We start from the raw sequence: 16,287 nt of genomic DNA on the forward strand, positions 1-16,287 counted from the left end.
GGAGCCCATGCCCGGCGGCGGTCCGCGGCCGCCCCGGGCCGGTGACCCCATATCCGCGGCGGCTCGAACACCGCTACGATGCCGCGCCATGAGCGACGACGTGCGCAACCTCGTCCTGGTCGTGGCCGGGCTGGTGGTCGGCGGGGTGGCCGGCTGGCTGCTCCGGGCCGCTCTGCTGCGGCGCAGGCTCCGCCGCAAGCAGCGGTTCTTCGGATTGCCGGTGGAGTCGGAGTGTCTGCTGGTGGTGCCGCGCGACCCGGGCGCGCGGAGCTGGAGCCTCGCCCGGCACGACGCCTTCGCGCTGCTGGAGCTGGCGGCGGTGATCAAGGAGTGCGGGGCGCACGCGGAGGTGCTGGCGCACGACACGGCCTGGCAGGGCTTCGGCGCCAGGACCGAGTTCTGCATCGGCGCCCCGGCGGCGAACCTGCGGCTGGCCGCGCACCTGCGCTCGATGCTGCCCGGCGTGGAGGTCGACACCGACCCGGCGCCCGGCCCGAACCAGGGCGCGATCACCGTCGGCGGCGAGACCTACCGGCTGGAGAAGGGCGCGGTGGAGTACGTGCTGCTGGCCCGGCTGTCTGCGGGCAAGGACTCCGGCAACGACCGCCCGGTCTTCCTCGCCTCGGGCCAGCGCGGCATCGCCAACCAGGCCGCGACCCGCTACCTCGCCCGCCACCATGTCCGGCTGGCCCGCAAGTACGGCCCGGACGGCACGTTCTGCCTGCTGCTGCGGGTGGTGAACTCCCAGGCGTACGGATCGGACGTCGTCGAGCTGGTCGCGGACGTGACCAAGGCGGCCACCTCCGCGCCCAAGGGCCTGGCTAGTCAGCGAGACCGATCACCAGCCACATGATCCCGGCCCCGGCGACCGTGCACATCAAGGTGGTGCCGGCCGGGTGCGGGCTGTGCGCCTCGGGCAGGATGTCGGAGGTCGCCAGGTAGAGCAGGAAGCCGGCGAAGAAGCCGAGGTAGAGGCCGAGCGCCGCGGCCGGGATGGTGAATCCCAGGGTGATCGCGGCGCCGGCGACGGGGGCCAGCGCGTCGGCGGCGAGCAGCGCCTGCGCCCGGCGGCGGCCGTTCCCGTAGAGCCGAGTGATCGTGTACGTGTTGAAGCCGTCGGCGAAGTCGTGCGCGATGACCGCGATGGCGACGACGGCGCCGACGGTGTCGCCCGCCTGGAAGGCCGCGCCGATCGCGAAGCCGTCCATCACGCTGTGGCCGACCAGGGCGCCGGCCGCGGCCACACCGATGCCCTGGGTGGGCGCGTGCGGGTGGCCGTGGCCGTGGGTGTGCGAGGCGTACTCGCCCTCGTGGGCGCGGTGGATGGCCACCGAGCGCTCCACGACGTGCAGCGCGAGGAAGCCCGCCACGAACATCAGCAGCGCCGCCGGCACCCCGAAGACGTGCTGGGGCTGGCTCTCCAGCGCCTCGGGGAGCAGGTCGAAGCCGACCACGCCCAGCATCAGCCCGGCGGCGAGCCCGAGGACCAGGTGGCGGCGGTCCCCGATGTGCTGGGCGACGAGGCCGCCGATGAGCGTCATCACGAAGGCGCCCGCGGCGATCAGGACCGGCATGCCGCCATGATCCAGGACCCCGCGAGTGTGAGCGAATCCGGGGCCCTCTTAGCGGCCGCCGCAGCCGGGCAGGACGTGGGCGAGCTGCCGTTCCAGGGCGGCGGCCATGGCCTGCTCGCCCTTGGCGTTGGGGTGGGCGGGGGCGGCCGGGGAGGCGGGGGTGAGCGGCTCGATCCAGCGCACGTCGGCCGCCCGGCACATGTCGCGGCCCACGGTGGGCGTGTAGGTGTCGGTGTAGGCGGCGCCGTGCAGCAGCGCCTCGGCCCTGAGCATGGTGTTGAGCCGCTTCTCGGTGTCCCGCAGGTAGGGGAAGTCGCCGGCGGCGAAGGGCACCGCAGGGAAGCAGCCGACCCCGTCGTCGGGCAGCAGGTCGGGGTAGCCGACGACGACCACGCGGGCGTGCGGGGCGCGGGTGTGGATCGCCCGCAGCACGGCGGCGACCTTGGGGGCGGTCTGCAGCACGTTGGCCGTGAGCTGGTCGGTGCCGCCCGCGGTGTAGTGCTGCTCGCAGGGGCTGCCGGCCGGGTCGGTGGCGGACAGGGCCGCGCAGGTGGCGATGATCGAGCCGAAGCCGATGTCGTTGCCGCCGATCTGCAGGGTGACCAGGTCGGTGTCGCGGTGGACGGCGTCCAGTTGCGGCGGGTTGGTGCCCTGGGCCTGCCACATCTCGGCGGTGGTGGCGCCGGAGCAGCTGACGTCGGTGAGGTCGGCGTGCTCGGCGGCGGCCGCGAGCGAGGGGTAGTCGTGATCGGAGCGGGCGCAGGCGGCGTCGACCTGGGTGGGTATGGCGGGCCCCGCAGTGTAGGAGTCGCCGAGTGCGGTGTAGCGCAGGGCGGGGCCGTGGTGGCGGCCCTGCTCGGGCCGGCCGACCGCGGCCGTGGGGCTCACCGCCGCCGCGGTCAGGGCGAGCGCTCCGCCGAGCGCGGCGATCGCGACGCCCAGCCGCCTGGTCCCGGTACCGCCCCTGCTGTCCGTCCCGCCCCTGCGCACGGCCATCAGGCCCCTCCCCCGCTCGGTTGTCGCTGTGCCGATCGGCGTCGCGGGCCGGTTCCGGCCGCGGCGCGGGTCAAGGCTCGACGGACCGGTGGCCGCTGTCAATGGGTTCGGCACCGTGGGGTCACGGCGGGTTCACGCGCTGTTCGCGCACCAGAGGGGGCCGATCACGGAGGGTGCCGGTGCGGGCGGGCCGGGTTTTCGGTTGCCCCGGGCTCGTGTGGGGAGCGTGATCGCGGGCACCCGCAGAACGAGGAGGTGTCGAGATGTCCCTTTCCGAGCAGTACACGACCCAGCTGGCACTGCCCGACCGGGCGGTGGGACCGCTGATCATCGGCATCTGCATTGTGATCGTCCTCATCGGGGCCGTGTACGTGGGGATGCGGCGAGTGGGCCGGGAGCCCCCGCTTCCGCGCGGCCGCAGGCCCCGGGCGGGCGCTTGGCAGACGCGGCACGAGGAGTTCGACGGGCCGAGCGACCACGGTCCCGGCCACCAGGGCGAGGCCGCGCGCAGCCACGACTCGCGCGAGGTGGAGCCGGATGTGATGCCGACGGACGGCCGGCGCCGGTTCCCGCACGAGGTGCACGACGCGGGCGTCCACGCCGGGCGCGCGCGGACGCACGGGCGCCGGCACAGCGGGCCGAACGTGGACTAGCCGCGGACCAGCCGCGCCTGACCGCGCCTGGCCGCCCGAGCCGCGGCACGCACGAGGGGCGCCCCCGGAATCGGATTCCGGGGGCGCCCCTCGTGCGTGCCGTACCGCCGCCTCACTCCGCCAGGGCGCGCAGCTTCCTGCGGGCCGGGCCCAGCGTCCTGGGGGACGCGTCGGCCAGGTGGGCCCAGGGGCTGGTGCGGGCCTGGTCGAGGGCGGTGCGCAGGGTCCAGTGGTCGGCGGTCAGCGCGGGGTCGTCGAGGGCGTCCGGGGAGACGGGGACGGCGACCGGGGCGCCGGGCAGGGCTCGGACGGCGTAGGGGGCGACGGCGGTCTGGGCGTAGCCGTTACGCATCACGTCCAGGAACAGCCGCCCGCCGCGGGCGTCCTTGCGGATCTCGGTGGTCAGCTCGCGGGGGTGCCGGGCCGCGAGGTGGTCGGCGACCTCGCGGGCGAAGTCGCGCACCTCGTCGGCGTCGGCCCGGCGGGCGAGCGGGACCACCAGGTGCAGGCCGCGCGAGCCGGTGGTCATGGGCGCCCAGGGCAGGCCGAGGTCGTCCAGCAGCTCGCCGAGCCGGCGGGCGGCCTGCCGGACGGGGGTGAAGTCCGCCTTCTCGCCCGGCGGCTGCGAGGGGTCGAGGTCGAAGACCATGAGGTCGGGCCGGCGCGGCTTGTCGGCGCGCGAGAGCCAGCGGTGCAGCGTGGTGCAGCCCTGCCCGGCGAGGTAGACCAGCGTCTCGGCGGAGTCGGCGAGCACCTGCGTGACGGTGCCGCCCTCCTTGGGCAGCTCGGCCCGGTGGATCCAGTCGGGGTAGTGCCCGGGGACGTTCTTCTGCATGAAGCGCTGGCCGCCGATGCCGTCCGGGTGGATCTCCAGCATCAGCGGGCGCCGGGCCAGGTGCGGCAGCGCGTACTCGGCGATGTCCCGGTGGTACGCGGCCAGGTCGGCCTTGGTGACGGCGAGCGCGCCGCCCGGGCCGGCGGGGAAGAGCTCCTTGCCGGCCCGGGTGATGCGCACCTCGTGCCGCCCGGCCTCCAGGGTGACCGTGGCGCCGGCGGTGGTGGGGGCCATCGCGGTCAGGCCGCCGCGAGCTTGCGGGCGGCGGCCGCGATGGCGGTGGCGCCGATGCCGGCCGCGTCCAGCTGCTCGCGCGGGGTCGCGGAACCCGGCATGGAGTGCACGGCGAGGCGGGTGAGCAGCGGCATGGGGTGGCCGTTGCCGAAGGACTCCAGCACCGCGTCGGCCAGGCCGCCCTCGGGGTGGTGGTCCTCCACCGTGACGAACCTGCCGGTGGCCTCGGCGGCCTCCCGCAGTGTCTTGGCGTCCACCGGCTTGATCGAGTACAGGTCGATCACCCGGGCCTTGACGCCCTCCTCGGCGAGCATGTCGGCGGCGGCCAGCGCCTCGTGCACGGTGACGCCGGCGCCGATGAGCGTGACCTGGTCGTCGGGGCCGGACCGCAGCACCTTGCTGCCGCCGATCGGGAAGGCGTCGCCGGGGCCGTAGATCACCGGGGTGTTGCCGCGGGTGGCCCGCAGGTAGCTGATGCCCGTCCGTTCGGCCATGGCCGTGATGAGCTGGACGGTCTGGTTGGCGTCGCAGGGGTAGAGCACGGTGCTGCCGTGCAGCGAGCGGGTCATGGCCAGGTCCTCCAGCGCCATCTGCGAGGGGCCGTCCTCGCCGATGGCGACACCGGCGTGGGTGCCGACGACATTGAGGTCGGACCGGGAGACGGCGGCCATCCGCAGGAAGTCGTGGGCGCGGGTGAGGAAGGCGGCGAAGGTGGAGGCGTACGGGGTCCAGCCGCGCACTCCTAGGCCCACGGCGGTGCCGATGAGCTCCTGCTCGGCGATGTAGCACTCGATGTACCGCTCGGGGTGGGCCTCGCCGAAGAGCCCGGCCTTGGTGGAGTCGCCGACCTCGCCGTCGAGCGCGACGATGTCCCCGCGCAGCCCGCCGAACGCGGCCAGGGCCTCGCCGAAGGCGGTGCGGGTGGCAACGGAGCCGCCCTTGTCGTAGCGCGGCAGGCGGGCGTCCGGGTCGTCGGCCGGGCGCTTGGGCTCGGCCGCCTGCTCGGGCTCCTGCACGTGCACCCGCAGCGAGCGCATGCCGCCCAGCTCGCGGATGGCCTCCTCGGCGTCGGGCAGCGGCTTGCCGTGCTTGCCTTCCTTGTCCTCCACCGCGGCCACGCCCCGGCCCTTGCGGGTCCTGGCGATGATGGCGGTGGGGGCGCCGCGGTTGTCGCGGGCGGCGGTCATGGCCTCGTCCACTGCCTGCACGTCGTGCCCGTCGATCTCGATCGTGTGCCAGCCGAAGGCGCGGATCCGCCGGGCGTAGGCGTCCAGGTCCCAGCCGTGCCGGGTGGGACCGCGCTGGCCGAGCCGGTTGACGTCGATCATCACCGTCAGGTTGTCCAGGCCCTCCATGCCGGCGTGCTCGAACGCCTCCCACACCGAGCCCTCGGCCAGCTCGCTGTCGCCGCAGAGCACCCAGGTGCGGTACGGCAGGTGGTCCAGCCGGGCGCCGGCGAGCGCCACGCCGACGCCGATCGGCAGGCCCTGGCCGAGCGAGCCGGTGGCCACATCGACCCACGGGATCTTCGGGGTGGGGTGGCCTTCGAGGCGGCTGCCGAGCTTGCGGAAGGTGAGCAGCTCGTCGTCGCTGATCGCGCCCGCGGCCTTGTAGGCCGCGTACAGCAGCGGGGAGGCGTGGCCCTTGGAGAAGATCAGGTGGTCGTTGCCGGGCAGTTCGGGATGCCGGAAGTCGTAGTGCAGGTGGCGGGCGAGGAGGACCGCGATCAGCTCGGCGGCGGACATCGAGGAGGTGGGGTGACCCGATCCTGCGGCATCCGCGGCCCGCACCGAGTCCACCCGCAACTGCTGGGCGAGATCGGCGATCTGTGCGTCGCTGAGTACGGCGTCCTGCGTGACGGTGGGGGCCATGGGGACGGTTCTCCCTTCGCTGCGGTGTCCTGCGGGCAGGGAGCACCCTCCGGGTGCCCCCTCTCGTTGCGGCTGCCCGGACCCGGGCAGGGCAAACGGCGGGCGGGACGAAGGGTCGCAGACCGGGGCGCACCGGGATCGTCCGGACACGCTCCGGATGCGGTGCCCGGGGCGTGCGCGGTGCGCGGCTCGTGCCGTCCTCGCTGCGAGGGGCGCCGCCAGCGCCTGGGGCCTGGGAGCCCGTGAGCGGCGTCGCCGGGACGTCCCGGCCGGGTTGCGGCCGGGCCGCGGCGGATCACCGCCGGCGTCGACGGCGCCGGTCACGGCGGAGCGCTCATCCCAGGACGCGGTGGACGAGGGTCTCGCGCTCGGTCTGCGGGATGGCGGTCCAGCGCATGCCGCGCAGGGCGCCCTCCAGGGCGAGCAGGGTGTGGGTGGCGGCGTCCTCGGGCAGGTCCGGGCGGATCTTCTCGAAGGCCCGGCCCGAGCCCAGCCGGCGCAGTTCGCCGGCGTCGCCGACGCCGGCGCGGCGCAGCCGGTCGGCGAGCACCGCCCCGATGTTCGGCAGTTGTTGAAGGGAGTCCACGTGGTGCCTCCGTACAAGCCGGTGGTGAAGGTCGTGTGAGGGTGCGTCAGGTGAATTGACAGCAGAGGGGGAAGGGGTGTGTGGGATGTCCGCTGGCGCCATGATGCACGCGCGGCCCCGCCCTTCCGGCCCATCGCGGGCTGACACGCCCGTGACCGTCCCCCGCTGTAGTGACGGGCCCACCGCGCCCGCCGCGTCCCTCAATCGGCAGACAGCTCCAGGTCGACCACGACCGGGGCGTGGTCGGAGGCACCCTTGCCCTTGCGCTCCTCGCGGTCCACGTACGCGTCGGAGACCGCCTTGGCGAAGGGCGCGTTGCCGTAGACCAGGTCGATCCGCATGCCGCGGTTCTTGGGGAAGGCGAGCTGGCGGTAGTCCCAGTACGTGAACGGGTGGTCGTACTTCAGCGGGCGGGGCACCACGTCGGTCAGCCCGACGCCGCGCAGGGCGGCCAGAGCGGCCCGCTCGGCGGGGGTGACATGGGTGGCGCCCTCGAAGACGGCGATGTCCCACACGTCCTCGTCGGCGGGCGCCACGTTGTAGTCGCCCATGACGGCGAAGGGGCGCTCCCCCGCCGCGTCGCCCGCCGCGGCCGCGGTCAGGGCCTCCAGCCATTGCAGCTTGTACGCGAAGTGGGGGTGGTCGACCTCCCGCCCGTTGGGCACGTAGACCGACCAGACGCGGACCGGGCCGCAGGTGGCGGCGAGCGCGCGGGGCTCCTCCACGTCCTCGTACCGCGGGGCGCCGGGCAGGCCGTGCACGACATCGGCCAGGCCCACCCGGGAGAGCACCGCCACCCCGTTCCACCGCCCGGTGGCCTGCACGGCGGCCTCGTACCCCAGCGCGCGCAGCTCCTCGTGCGGGAACTGCTCGGCGGTGCACTTGATCTCCTGGAGGCACACCACGTCGGGGCCGCTGGACTCCAGCCAGGCGAGCAGCCGCGGCAGGCGGGCGGTGATGGAGTTGATGTTCCAGGTCGCGATGCGCATGCCCCTCAACCTAGCGGCTGGGTCCGACAGCGGGCCGCCACGGGGCCACCGGTCAGGCGGCGGTGCCCTCGCCGGGGGCCAGCCGCAGGTGGTCGGCGCCGCCGAGGTTGCCGATCTGCAGGTCGTAGATGGGGCGGGCGAGTTCGGTGAGCAGGGCGTCGTGGACGTCGATCGAACGGCGCGGCTTGACCTCGCGGACGTACTCGATCACCTCGGCGATCTTGTTCCACGGGGCCATCACCGGCAGCAGCAGGGTGTCGACGGGGTGGCCGGGCACGGTGAGGGCGTCACCGGGGTGGAAGACCGAACCGCCGATCAGGAAGCCGATGTTGGTGATCCGCGGGATGTCGGGGTGGATCACCGCGTGCAGCTCGCCGTGCACCTGTACATCGAACCCGGCGGCCGTGAACGTGTCCCCGTGCCCCACGGTGTGCACGCGCCCGGGGAACGCGGCCGACACCTGTTCGGCGACGCTGCGCAGCGTCCATAGTTCGGCTGCGGGGTTCGCCTCCAGGCCCCGGCGCAGCCGGTCCTCGTTGAAGTGGTCCTGGTGCTCGTGCGTGACGAGGATCGCGTCGGCCCCCACGGCGGCGTCCTCCTCGCTGAAGCCGCCGGGATCGATCACCACCACCCGCCCCTCGTGCTCGATCCGCACACAGGCATGCCCCATCTTCGTAAGCTCCATGAGGCCATTGTCGTACCGCCCCGCCTTACACGCGAAGGCGGAGGTGGCTCAGGGGCGCTGGGGTGCTCCCAGGCGGAGCCCTGGAGGAGGAACTGCGCGCACCCGGCCGCGAAAGGGAACCCCGACGGCGGGGAGCCGTATCCCTTTACCCTCCGGCCGTGCCGGTCTCCTCCGCGATCACCGCCCGCGCCGCCTCCACCGCCGCCCGCGCCGCAGGCAGCCCGCAGTAGACGGCCGTGTGCAGCAGCGTCTCCTCTATCTCGGCCGGGGTGAGCCCGCCACGCAGGGCCGCGCGGGTGTGGTCGGCGAGGTCGGCGAGCCGGCCGAGCGCGGTCAGCGCGGTGAGGGCGACGAAGTTGCGGGTCCGCCGGTCGAGCCCGGGGCGCGTCCATGTCTCGCCCCACCCCCACCGCGTCGCGAACTCGTCGAAGTTCGCCCCGAACGTGCTGGCCCGGGCGATCGCGGACTCCACCTCGGCGTCGCCGACCAGCTCGCGCCGGATGCGCATGCCCTCGGCGTAGGAGTCGGGCGCGGCCGGGGCCGCCGGGGCCCGGGGGGCGACGGCGGCGGGCACGGGCGGGAAGGGCGTGGCCGCGGGGGTGCGCTCGGCCCAGGCGCTCTCGAAGTGGTGGGCCAGCAGGGTGCCCACCGCTGTCGGCTCCTCGACGGGCGCGAGGTGGCCGGTGCCGGGGACGACGGCCAGGCGCGCGTCGGGGATGCCGGCCACCAGCAGCCGGGCGTCGGCCGGCGGCGTCTCGGTGTCGTCGGCGCCGGCGACGACGAGGGTGGGCACGGTGATGCTGGACAGCTGGTCGCGGATGTCGAAGGCGGCCAGTGCCTCGCAGGCGGCGATGTAGCAGGCGGTGTCGGTGGTCCGCACCATCTGCACCGCCCAGTCGGTGATGGCCGGCTGGGTGCTGAGGAAGGCGTGGGTGAACCAGCGCTGCGGGGTGTTCGCCGCCGTGCGGTCCAGGCCGTTGGCGCGCACCACCACGCCGCGCTGCCGCCAGGTGTCGGCGGTGCCGAAGCGGGCGGCGGCCGACACCAGGGCGAGCGCGGCCAGCCGGTCGGGCCGCAGCAGCGCGAGCCGGGCGCCCACGGCCGCGCCCAGCTCGCAGCCGGCGTACCCGAAGGTGTCCACGCCCTCGTCGTCCAGGACGGCCAGCAGCCGCCGGGCGAGGTTGTCGACGGTGGAGGCGGGTTCGGCGGGGGCGCCGCCGTGGCCGGGCAGCTCGAACCTCAGCACCCGCCAGGTGCCGGTGAGTTCGGGCAGCTGGCGGTCCCACATGTGCCAGGTGGAGCCGAGCGCGGGGCCGAGTACGAGCACGGGCGCGCCGTCCGGGCCGTCGAAGCGGTACTGCAGCGGGGGCTGCAGGTCGTCGCGGTCGTCGGGGTCCTCGGCCTCCTCGGTGCGGGCGGCCGTGACGGCGCCGGCCCGGCCCTCGCCGAAGGTGGTGCCGCGTCCCGGGTACGACGGGTACGTGGCCGCGGCCGGATACGTGCCGAGCCGGTCGGCGGTCTCGTCGGTCACGTCGGTCATCGCCTCACGCTGTCGGGTGCAGGGAACACAGGGGCCGCGGGGGCCGGGGGGTGTGCGCGGCGGGCCCGCGGCGGCGGCACTCAGCCGCCTCCGAAGCCGTGCTGGAAGTTGACGGTGGAGACCACGTAGACCCGGGGGCTGTCCGGGTGGGTCATGTCCACCGTGATGTCGTGGTCGGGCCGGTCGCCCGGGGCCTTGAGGACGACCCCGGCCCAGGCCCGGCCGGAGCCGAAGTGCCAGCCGGTGGCCTTGCACTGCGCGGCGTTCATCGTCACCTTGCCCGGGACCAGCGCGGTGCGGCTGGTGCCGACCTGGGCGAGGAAGGTGTCCAGGCCGCCGGGGGTGGTGAGGAACTCGGTGTAGAGCACGCTGGTGTCCCAGGAGTTCTGCTCCAGGTAGCGGGTGAAGCGCGAGCCGACCGGCACCGGCACCTGGTAGATCCGCTGCGTCACGCGCGGCGGGTAGACCTGGGTGAGCTGCCGCCCGGCCCGGTTCTGCAGCGGGTCGTTGCCGCTGGCCCGGCTCTGCTCGGCGGAGATGATCATGTAGCCGAGCGGGACCAGGACCAGCAGCGGCAGCACGGTCCAGCGCACCCAGCGCGGCAGGGACCGCAGTTGGGGCGGCCCGTCGGCAGGGGCGCCGGGGGCGCCGGCGGCTGCCGGGGCGCCGCTGCCGGGCGCGCGGCCCGGCTGGTCGGATGTGGTCACGGCTGGTTCGCCTGCCGTCCGTAGGTGCGTCCGTAGCGCTCGTAGCGCTCGACCCGGCGCCGGTTGGCCCGGCGGAACCGCCGGGCGACCAGGCGGGCGAGGTCGGCGGCGCCCACCATGCCCGCCTCGGGGCCGAGTTCGGCCCGGGCGATGCGCGCCTCGGGCCGGTAGCCGCGGCCGGTCAGGGTGCGCCGGAAGGCGTCCCTGGCCGGGGCGATCAGCAGGTCGTCGGCGGCGCTGACGCCGCCGCCGATGACGAAGCAGGAGGGGTCGAGGGCGGCGGCGAGGTTGGCGATGCCGACGCCGAGCCACTGGCCGATGTCCTGGAACAGCTCCACGCACATCGGGTCGCCCTGGCGGGCGAGTTCGGTGATGAGCGGCCCGGTGATGTCGCGGACGTTGCCGCCGACCCGGTCGATGATCCCGTACGCCACCGGGGAGTCCTGGGCGGCCAGTTCGCGGGCCTCGCGGACCAGGGCGTTGCCGGAGCTGTACTGCTCCCAGCAGCCGCGGTTGCCGCAGGCGCAGCGGTGGCCGCCGGGCACCACCTGCATGTGACCGAACTCGCCGGCCACGCCGAACCGACCGCGCTTGACGTGGCCGTCCTCCAGGATGGCGCCGCCGATGCCGGTGCCCAGGGTGATCATCACCAGGTCGGCCTCGCCGCGGCCGGCGCCGAAGCGCCACTCGGCCCAGGCCGCGGTGTTGGCGTCGTTGTCGACCATGACGGGCACCAGCAGGCGCTCGGAGAGCCGCTCGCGCAGCGGTTCGTCGCGCCAGGCCAAGTGCGGGGCGAAGAGCACCCGGGAGCGGTCGGCGTCCACCCAGCCGGCCGCCCCGATGCCCACCGCGTGCACGTCGTGCCGCTCGGAGAGGTCCAGCACCAGCTCCACGATGGTGTCCTCGACCACCTTGGGGCTCTTGGACTTGTCCGGTGTCTCGGTGCGCAGCTTCTCCAGGATGTTGCCGTCGGCGTCCACCACGCCGGCCATCACCTTGGTGCCGCCGATGTCGATGCCGACGGTGGGCACGCGGGGCGCGGTCAGGTGCGAGCGGCGCTCGCGGACGTCGGCGCCGGCCACGGCCCGCCAGACCGTGGCCCGGGCGGCGCTGCCGCGGTAGACGCGTTCTCGGTTGGCACTCAAGCGCTGGTCTCCGGGTCGGGCGGTTCGGGGGACGGGGCGGCCTTCTCCGCCGTGGGCCCGTCCGTGGACATTGTGCCGCCTCCCCGGGTCCGGCCGAGCTCGTGGGTCAGCTCGTCCAGCTCGCTGCCGCCTGCCATCTCCCGGGTGAGCCGGTCCAGCGTAATGTCCTCCTTGAGGTGGCTGCCCGACATGGTGCCCCGCTTGAGCAGGACGAAGCGGTCGCCGACCAGGTAGGCGTGGTGCGGGTTGTGTGTGATGAGCACCACACCGAGGCCCTCGTCGCGGGCGGCGGCCACGTAGCGCAGCACCATTCCGGACTGCTTGACGCCCAGGGCGGCGGTGGGTTCGTCCAGGACCAGCACCTTCGCGCCGAAGTGCACCGCGCGGGCGATGGCGACGCACTGGCGTTCGCCACCCGAGAGGGTGCCGATGGGCTGGTCGACGTCACGCAGGTCGATGCCCATGCGCAGCAGCGCCTCACGGGTGGTGGCGCGCATGGTGGCGGTGTCCAGGCGGCGCAGCGGGCCGCGGCCGCGGGTGGGCTCGGAGCCGAGGAAGAAGTTCCGCCAGACCGGCATCAGGGGTACCACGGCGAGGTCCTGGTAGACGGTGGCGATGCCGCGGTCCAGGGCCTGCCGCGGGGAGGTGTGCTGGACGGGCACGCCCTCGATGGCGTAGGTGCCGGAGTCGTGGGGGTGCAGGCCGGCGATGATCTTGATGAGGGTGGACTTGCCGGCGCCGTTGTCGCCGAGCACGCAGGTGATCTGGCCGGCGTGCACCTCCAGGGAGACCTCGCGCAGGGCGAGGACGTTGCCGTAGGACTTGCTCACCGCGGTCAGCTCCACCAGGGGGCCGGCCGGGGGCACGAGTTCGGGGGTCGTGGTCATCGGGGTGCCGGGGTTCTCCGTCGTCATCGGGCCGCCTCCGCACGCCGGCGCACCCAGGCGTTGAGGAGGGCGGCGAGCAGCAGCATCGCGCCGAGGAAGAACTGGAACCAGTCGGGGTTCCACTGGGCGTAGACGATGCCCTTGCTCGCCATGCCGAAGATCAGCGCGCCGACCGCCGAGCCGATGGCGCTGCCGTAGCCGCCGGTCATCAGGCAGCCGCCGATGACGGCCGCGATGATGTAGAGGAACTCGTTGCCGACGCCCTCGCCGGACTGCACCACGTCGAAGGAGAAGAGCAGGTGCTGGCCGGAGATCCAGGCGCAGAAGGCGACCGCCATGTAAAGGCCGACCTTGGTGCGGGCCACCGGCACGCCGACCGCGCGGGCCGCCTCCGCGTTGCCGCCGGCGGCGAAGATCCAGTTGCCGGCCCGGGTCCGCAGCAGCACCCAGGTGGCGACCGCGACCAGGCCCAGCCACCACAGGATGGTCACCTGGAGGTCCACCGAGCCGATCGTCCAGTGCGAGGCGAACAGGTCGCGGCAGGTGGGGAAGCCCTGCATGTCGCCGATGGACTTGGTGGCCACGGTGCCGTCGATCGCCTTGGTCAGGCCCAGGTTGAGGCCGGTGAGCATCAGGAAGGTGCCCAGGGTGATGATGAAGCTGGGCAGCTTGGTGCGCACCAGCATGATGCCGTTGAAGGCGCCGAGCGCGAGCGTCACCAGCAGCGAGACGCCCACGCCCACCCAGGTGTTGGCGGTCATCTGGTAGCTGAACATCGAGGAGGTCAGCGCGGAGCTGGTCACCATCACGCCGGCCGACAGGTCGAACTCGCCGCCGATCATCAGCAGCGCCACGGGGACGGCCATGATGCCGATGGTGGAGGAGGCGTACAGGACCGTGCCCATGCTGGAGGCGCGCAGGAAGGAGTCGGCGACCAGCGAGAAGAAGACGAAGACCGCGATCGCGCCGACCACGGAGCCCAGTTCGGGCCGTCCCAGCAGTTTGCGGGCCGTCGAGCGGGGCGCCAGCCGCTCGTCGGCGGGGCCGGCCGGGGCACTGGCCGGGCTGCCGGCGGGGCTACTGGCCGGGGCGCTCACCGGGTGCCCCGCTGGGTGGCGGCGAGCAGCGCGCCGGCGTCCTTCTTGGTGACGATCTGCGGGCCGGTGAGCACCGGCTGGCCGCCGCCGAGCATGTCGCCGTTGTAGCGGTAGAGCCACAGCAGGTCGATCGCCTCGTAGCCCTGCAGGTAGGGCTGCTGGTCGACGGCGAAGCCAATGGTGCCGGCCTTCAGGGCGGTGGCGACCTGCGCGTTGAGGTCGAAGGTGTCGACCTCGGCCTTGGAGCCCGCCTGCTGCTTGGCCTTGGCGGCGGCGTCGGCGAAGGGGGCGCCCAGGGTGACCACGGAGTCGATCGAGGGGTCGGCCTGGAGCTTGGCCTCGATGGCGGACTGCACGTCGGGCATGTTGGTGCCGTCCACGTAGAGCTTGTCCATCCGGCCGTGGAAGTGCGCCTTGGCGCCGTCGCAGCGCTGCTCCAGGCCGACGTTGCCCTGCTCGTGCAGGACGCACAGGGCGTGCTTGCGGCCGCGGGCGTCGAGTTCGTCGCCGACGGCGTTGCCGGCCACCGTCTCGTCCTGGCCGATGTGGGTGAGGGCGCCGAACTGCTTGGACTGCTCGGCGCCGGAGTTGACGGTGATCACGGGGATGCCGGCCCGCTCCGCCTTGGCGACGACGGCCTTCATCGCCTCCGGCTTGGCGAGGGTGACCACCAGGCCGTCCACGTGCTGGTCGATGGCGGCCTGCACCAGCTGGGCCTGCTGGTCGCCCTGGTCGCTGCTGGAGTAGAGGAACTTGATGTTGTCCTTGGCGGCGGCCTGCTTGGCGCCGCTCTGCACGATGTCCCAGAAGGTGTCGCCGGCCGCGGAGTGGGTCACCATGGCGAAGGTCCAGCGCGGGGTGTTCACGGCGGAGTGGTTCGCCGCGAGCCGCTTCGCCCGGTCCTCGGCCCGCTTGCCGCCGGTGGCGCTGCAGCCGGCCAGGCCCGCCACCGCCAGCGCGGCCGCGAGCGCCAGTCCCAGCGCCCGCCGGCCCCCGCCGTGCCGTCGCGGTCCGCCCCTGGTTCCCGCCCTTGCCTTGGCCACGTGACCCTGCCTTTCCCTGCGTCGATGGTGCAGCCGTGATGGGTGTGCGGTGCAGTGTTGCGAGTGACCCTCCCGGCGCCGCCGAGCATCCGTCAAGGGGTCCGGCACCCCTGGCGGACCGACCGGGAACGCGCCGCCCGCGCGGTGGGCGCCGCCGCACCCGGACGGTGCGGCCGTGCCCCCGCCCTCCCGGGCCGCGTCCACGGACCTGCGGGTTCTCAAGTGGGCGGCGATGTCCGGGGCGTTGTAGAGTGCGCGTTCTGTTGCGGACGTGTCCTTGGGGGGACCGATGAGGGTTCGGGGTGGGGCGGCGCGTGCCGGCCGGCCGCTGGGTGCCGCGGTGGCCGCGGCCGCCGTACTTGTGACGCTCGCGGGGTGCGGTGCCAAGGGGGGCGCCGCGCGCGGGGACGTCCACGCGGCGCACACGACGGCCGCCGCGGCGCCGAGCACGCCGGCCGGCACCGCGGCGCCCTCGGAGCGGCCCGGGGGCTACGACCCGGCGCGGAACGCGTCGGCCGACATCGCCGCCGCCCGGCGCGCCGCCGCGGCCGACGGCCGCCCCGTGCTGATCGACTTCGGGGCCGACTGGTGCCCTGACTGCGTGGTCCTGGGCCGCACGTTCACCCGGCCGGCCACCGCGAAGCTGGTGGACCACTACCACGTGGTCCGTGTGGATGTCGGCCGGTTCGACCACAACCTCGACATCGCGGGGCGCTACCTCGACCTGCAGACCAGCGGCATCCCCGCCCTCGTCGTCCTCGACGCGAAGGGCACGGTGCGGACCACCACCGACCAGGGCCAGTTCGCCGACGCCCGCTCCATGCCGGAGTCCCAGGTCGACCTGTTCCTCAAGAAATGGGCCTGAGCGGCGCGTCGGCCCGGCGTCCGCGATGGCACGCGGCGGCCGCCGGGGTGTTGGCGGCGCTGGTGCTCACGGCGGGCTGCGGGCAGGGCCAACGGCCGCGCACGCACGGCTCGTTCACCGCGGGCGGGGTGAATGTCGCGGTGACGCTGGAGCGCTCGGGAGCGCACACGGTCGCCGTCAGCGCGACACTGCGGCCGCAGCGGGCCGGCTTCCACGTCTACAGCCTCACCCTGCCCGACGCCGGGGTGGACGGCCTGGGCATCCCCACCCGGCTGTCGGTCGGAGGACCGCTCACCGCAGAGGGCCCCGTGACCGCCTCGGCCCGCCCGCACGGCCTGCACATGGCCGACCTGGACGTGACCCTGCCCGTCTACCCCGACGGCCCGGTCACCCTGCGTCTGACGGCGCGCCTGTCCGGCAAGGGCGCCGCCGAGGCTCCCGTCCGGCTCGGGTACGGCGCCTGCTCGGCCACCCAGGGCTGCCTGATGCCGGTACGGGACCGGGTGCTGGCGGTGGACGTCCCGGGGTGAACCCGGGCGCGGGGTGAACCCGGGGCCGCCCCCCGTAAGCAGCCCGGTGG

General features: G+C 74.2%; 17 protein-coding genes. 4 read left to right on the plus strand and 13 right to left on the minus strand.

All coding sequences use genetic code 11. The annotated features are described in order from the left end of the window. Positions 1 to 88: 88 nt before the first annotated feature. Positions 89 to 853 (plus strand): hypothetical protein, encoded by a 765-nt coding sequence (locus BLR33_RS22255; protein WP_093786335.1) that lies wholly within the window; start codon positions 89 to 91, stop codon positions 851 to 853. Here the strand turns inward: BLR33_RS22255 and BLR33_RS22260 are convergent. Together BLR33_RS22260 and BLR33_RS22265 are read right to left on the minus strand one after the other, a co-directional pair. Beyond that, on the minus strand, positions 822 to 1,574 hold the full coding sequence (locus BLR33_RS22260; protein WP_093786336.1) for a ZIP family metal transporter: 753 nt from the start codon (positions 1,572 to 1,574) through the stop codon (positions 822 to 824). The two genes, BLR33_RS22255 and BLR33_RS22260, sit on opposite strands and share 32 nt — an antisense overlap. A gap of 48 nt (positions 1,575 to 1,622) precedes the next feature. Then, the gene (locus BLR33_RS22265; RefSeq protein WP_093786337.1) at positions 1,623 to 2,570 is read right to left on the minus strand and encodes an SGNH/GDSL hydrolase family protein; all 948 of its coding nucleotides are present in this window, start codon (positions 2,568 to 2,570) and stop codon (positions 1,623 to 1,625) included. Positions 2,571 to 2,833: 263 nt separating this feature from the next. On the opposite strand from BLR33_RS22265, the gene BLR33_RS22270 reads away from it, so the two are divergent. Continuing rightward, the gene (locus BLR33_RS22270; RefSeq protein ID WP_093786338.1) at positions 2,834 to 3,223 is read left to right on the plus strand and encodes a DUF6479 family protein; all 390 of its coding nucleotides are present in this window, start codon (positions 2,834 to 2,836) and stop codon (positions 3,221 to 3,223) included. 112 nt (positions 3,224 to 3,335) lie between these two features. Here the strand turns inward: BLR33_RS22270 and ligD are convergent, their stop codons facing one another. From ligD to BLR33_RS22325, 11 genes are all read right to left on the minus strand, one after another. Next, on the minus strand, positions 3,336 to 4,292 hold the full coding sequence (gene ligD, locus BLR33_RS22275) for a non-homologous end-joining DNA ligase (protein ID WP_093786339.1): 957 nt from the start codon (positions 4,290 to 4,292) through the stop codon (positions 3,336 to 3,338). A 5-nt stretch (positions 4,293 to 4,297) separates the two neighbouring features. Next, positions 4,298 to 6,163 carry a transketolase gene (locus tag BLR33_RS22280; protein ID WP_093786340.1) on the minus strand — a complete coding sequence of 622 codons (1,866 nt, stop codon included), beginning with the start codon at positions 6,161 to 6,163 and terminating at the stop codon, positions 4,298 to 4,300. Between the two features lie 334 nt (positions 6,164 to 6,497). Beyond that, complete coding sequence (locus BLR33_RS22285) at positions 6,498 to 6,749, minus strand: TfoX/Sxy family DNA transformation protein (protein WP_093786341.1); 252 nt, start codon at positions 6,747 to 6,749, stop codon at positions 6,498 to 6,500. 200 nt (positions 6,750 to 6,949) lie between these two features. Continuing rightward, a complete protein-coding gene (locus BLR33_RS22290; RefSeq protein ID WP_093786342.1) occupies positions 6,950 to 7,738 on the minus strand; it encodes an exodeoxyribonuclease III in 789 nt (262 codons plus the stop codon). A gap of 52 nt (positions 7,739 to 7,790) precedes the next feature. After that, the gene (locus tag BLR33_RS22295; protein ID WP_093786343.1) at positions 7,791 to 8,423 is read right to left on the minus strand and encodes an MBL fold metallo-hydrolase; all 633 of its coding nucleotides are present in this window, start codon (positions 8,421 to 8,423) and stop codon (positions 7,791 to 7,793) included. Between the two features lie 145 nt (positions 8,424 to 8,568). Continuing rightward, positions 8,569 to 9,963 carry a bifunctional 3-oxoadipate enol-lactonase/4-carboxymuconolactone decarboxylase PcaDC gene (gene pcaDC, locus BLR33_RS22300; RefSeq protein WP_093786344.1) on the minus strand — a complete coding sequence of 465 codons (1,395 nt, stop codon included), beginning with the start codon at positions 9,961 to 9,963 and terminating at the stop codon, positions 8,569 to 8,571. Between the two features lie 80 nt (positions 9,964 to 10,043). Continuing rightward, complete coding sequence (locus BLR33_RS22305; RefSeq protein WP_245771585.1) at positions 10,044 to 10,670, minus strand: hypothetical protein; 627 nt, start codon at positions 10,668 to 10,670, stop codon at positions 10,044 to 10,046. Further along, positions 10,667 to 11,815: an ROK family glucokinase gene (locus BLR33_RS22310; protein WP_093786345.1), complete on the minus strand. Its 1,149-nt coding sequence runs from the start codon at positions 11,813 to 11,815 to the stop codon at positions 10,667 to 10,669. The genes BLR33_RS22305 and BLR33_RS22310 overlap by 4 nt, the downstream gene beginning before the upstream one ends. Then, the gene (locus BLR33_RS22315; protein WP_093786510.1) at positions 11,812 to 12,702 is read right to left on the minus strand and encodes an ATP-binding cassette domain-containing protein; all 891 of its coding nucleotides are present in this window, start codon (positions 12,700 to 12,702) and stop codon (positions 11,812 to 11,814) included. The genes BLR33_RS22310 and BLR33_RS22315 overlap by 4 nt, the downstream gene beginning before the upstream one ends. Positions 12,703 to 12,725: 23 nt before the next feature. Then, complete coding sequence (locus BLR33_RS22320) at positions 12,726 to 13,799, minus strand: ABC transporter permease (RefSeq protein WP_176930383.1); 1,074 nt, start codon at positions 13,797 to 13,799, stop codon at positions 12,726 to 12,728. Then, complete coding sequence (locus tag BLR33_RS22325; protein ID WP_456049200.1) at positions 13,796 to 14,842, minus strand: sugar ABC transporter substrate-binding protein; 1,047 nt, start codon at positions 14,840 to 14,842, stop codon at positions 13,796 to 13,798. Before BLR33_RS22325 ends, BLR33_RS22320 begins: the two co-directional genes overlap by 4 nt. Positions 14,843 to 15,182: 340 nt before the next feature. Here BLR33_RS22325 and BLR33_RS22330 point away from each other — a divergent pair, with 340 nt between their 5' ends. Together BLR33_RS22330 and BLR33_RS22335 are read left to right on the plus strand one after the other, a co-directional pair. Further along, positions 15,183 to 15,707 carry a thioredoxin family protein gene (locus BLR33_RS22330; protein ID WP_176930384.1) on the plus strand — a complete coding sequence of 175 codons (525 nt, stop codon included), beginning with the start codon at positions 15,183 to 15,185 and terminating at the stop codon, positions 15,705 to 15,707. Next, positions 15,698 to 16,237, plus strand: coding sequence for a hypothetical protein (locus BLR33_RS22335; RefSeq protein ID WP_093786347.1), 540 nt, complete (start codon positions 15,698 to 15,700; stop codon positions 16,235 to 16,237). The genes BLR33_RS22330 and BLR33_RS22335 overlap by 10 nt, the downstream gene beginning before the upstream one ends. Positions 16,238 to 16,287: the final 50 nt, after the last annotated feature.

It is taken from the genome of Actinacidiphila guanduensis, from assembly GCF_900103985.1.
Taxonomy (GTDB): Bacteria; Actinomycetota; Actinomycetes; order Streptomycetales; family Streptomycetaceae; genus Actinacidiphila; species Actinacidiphila guanduensis.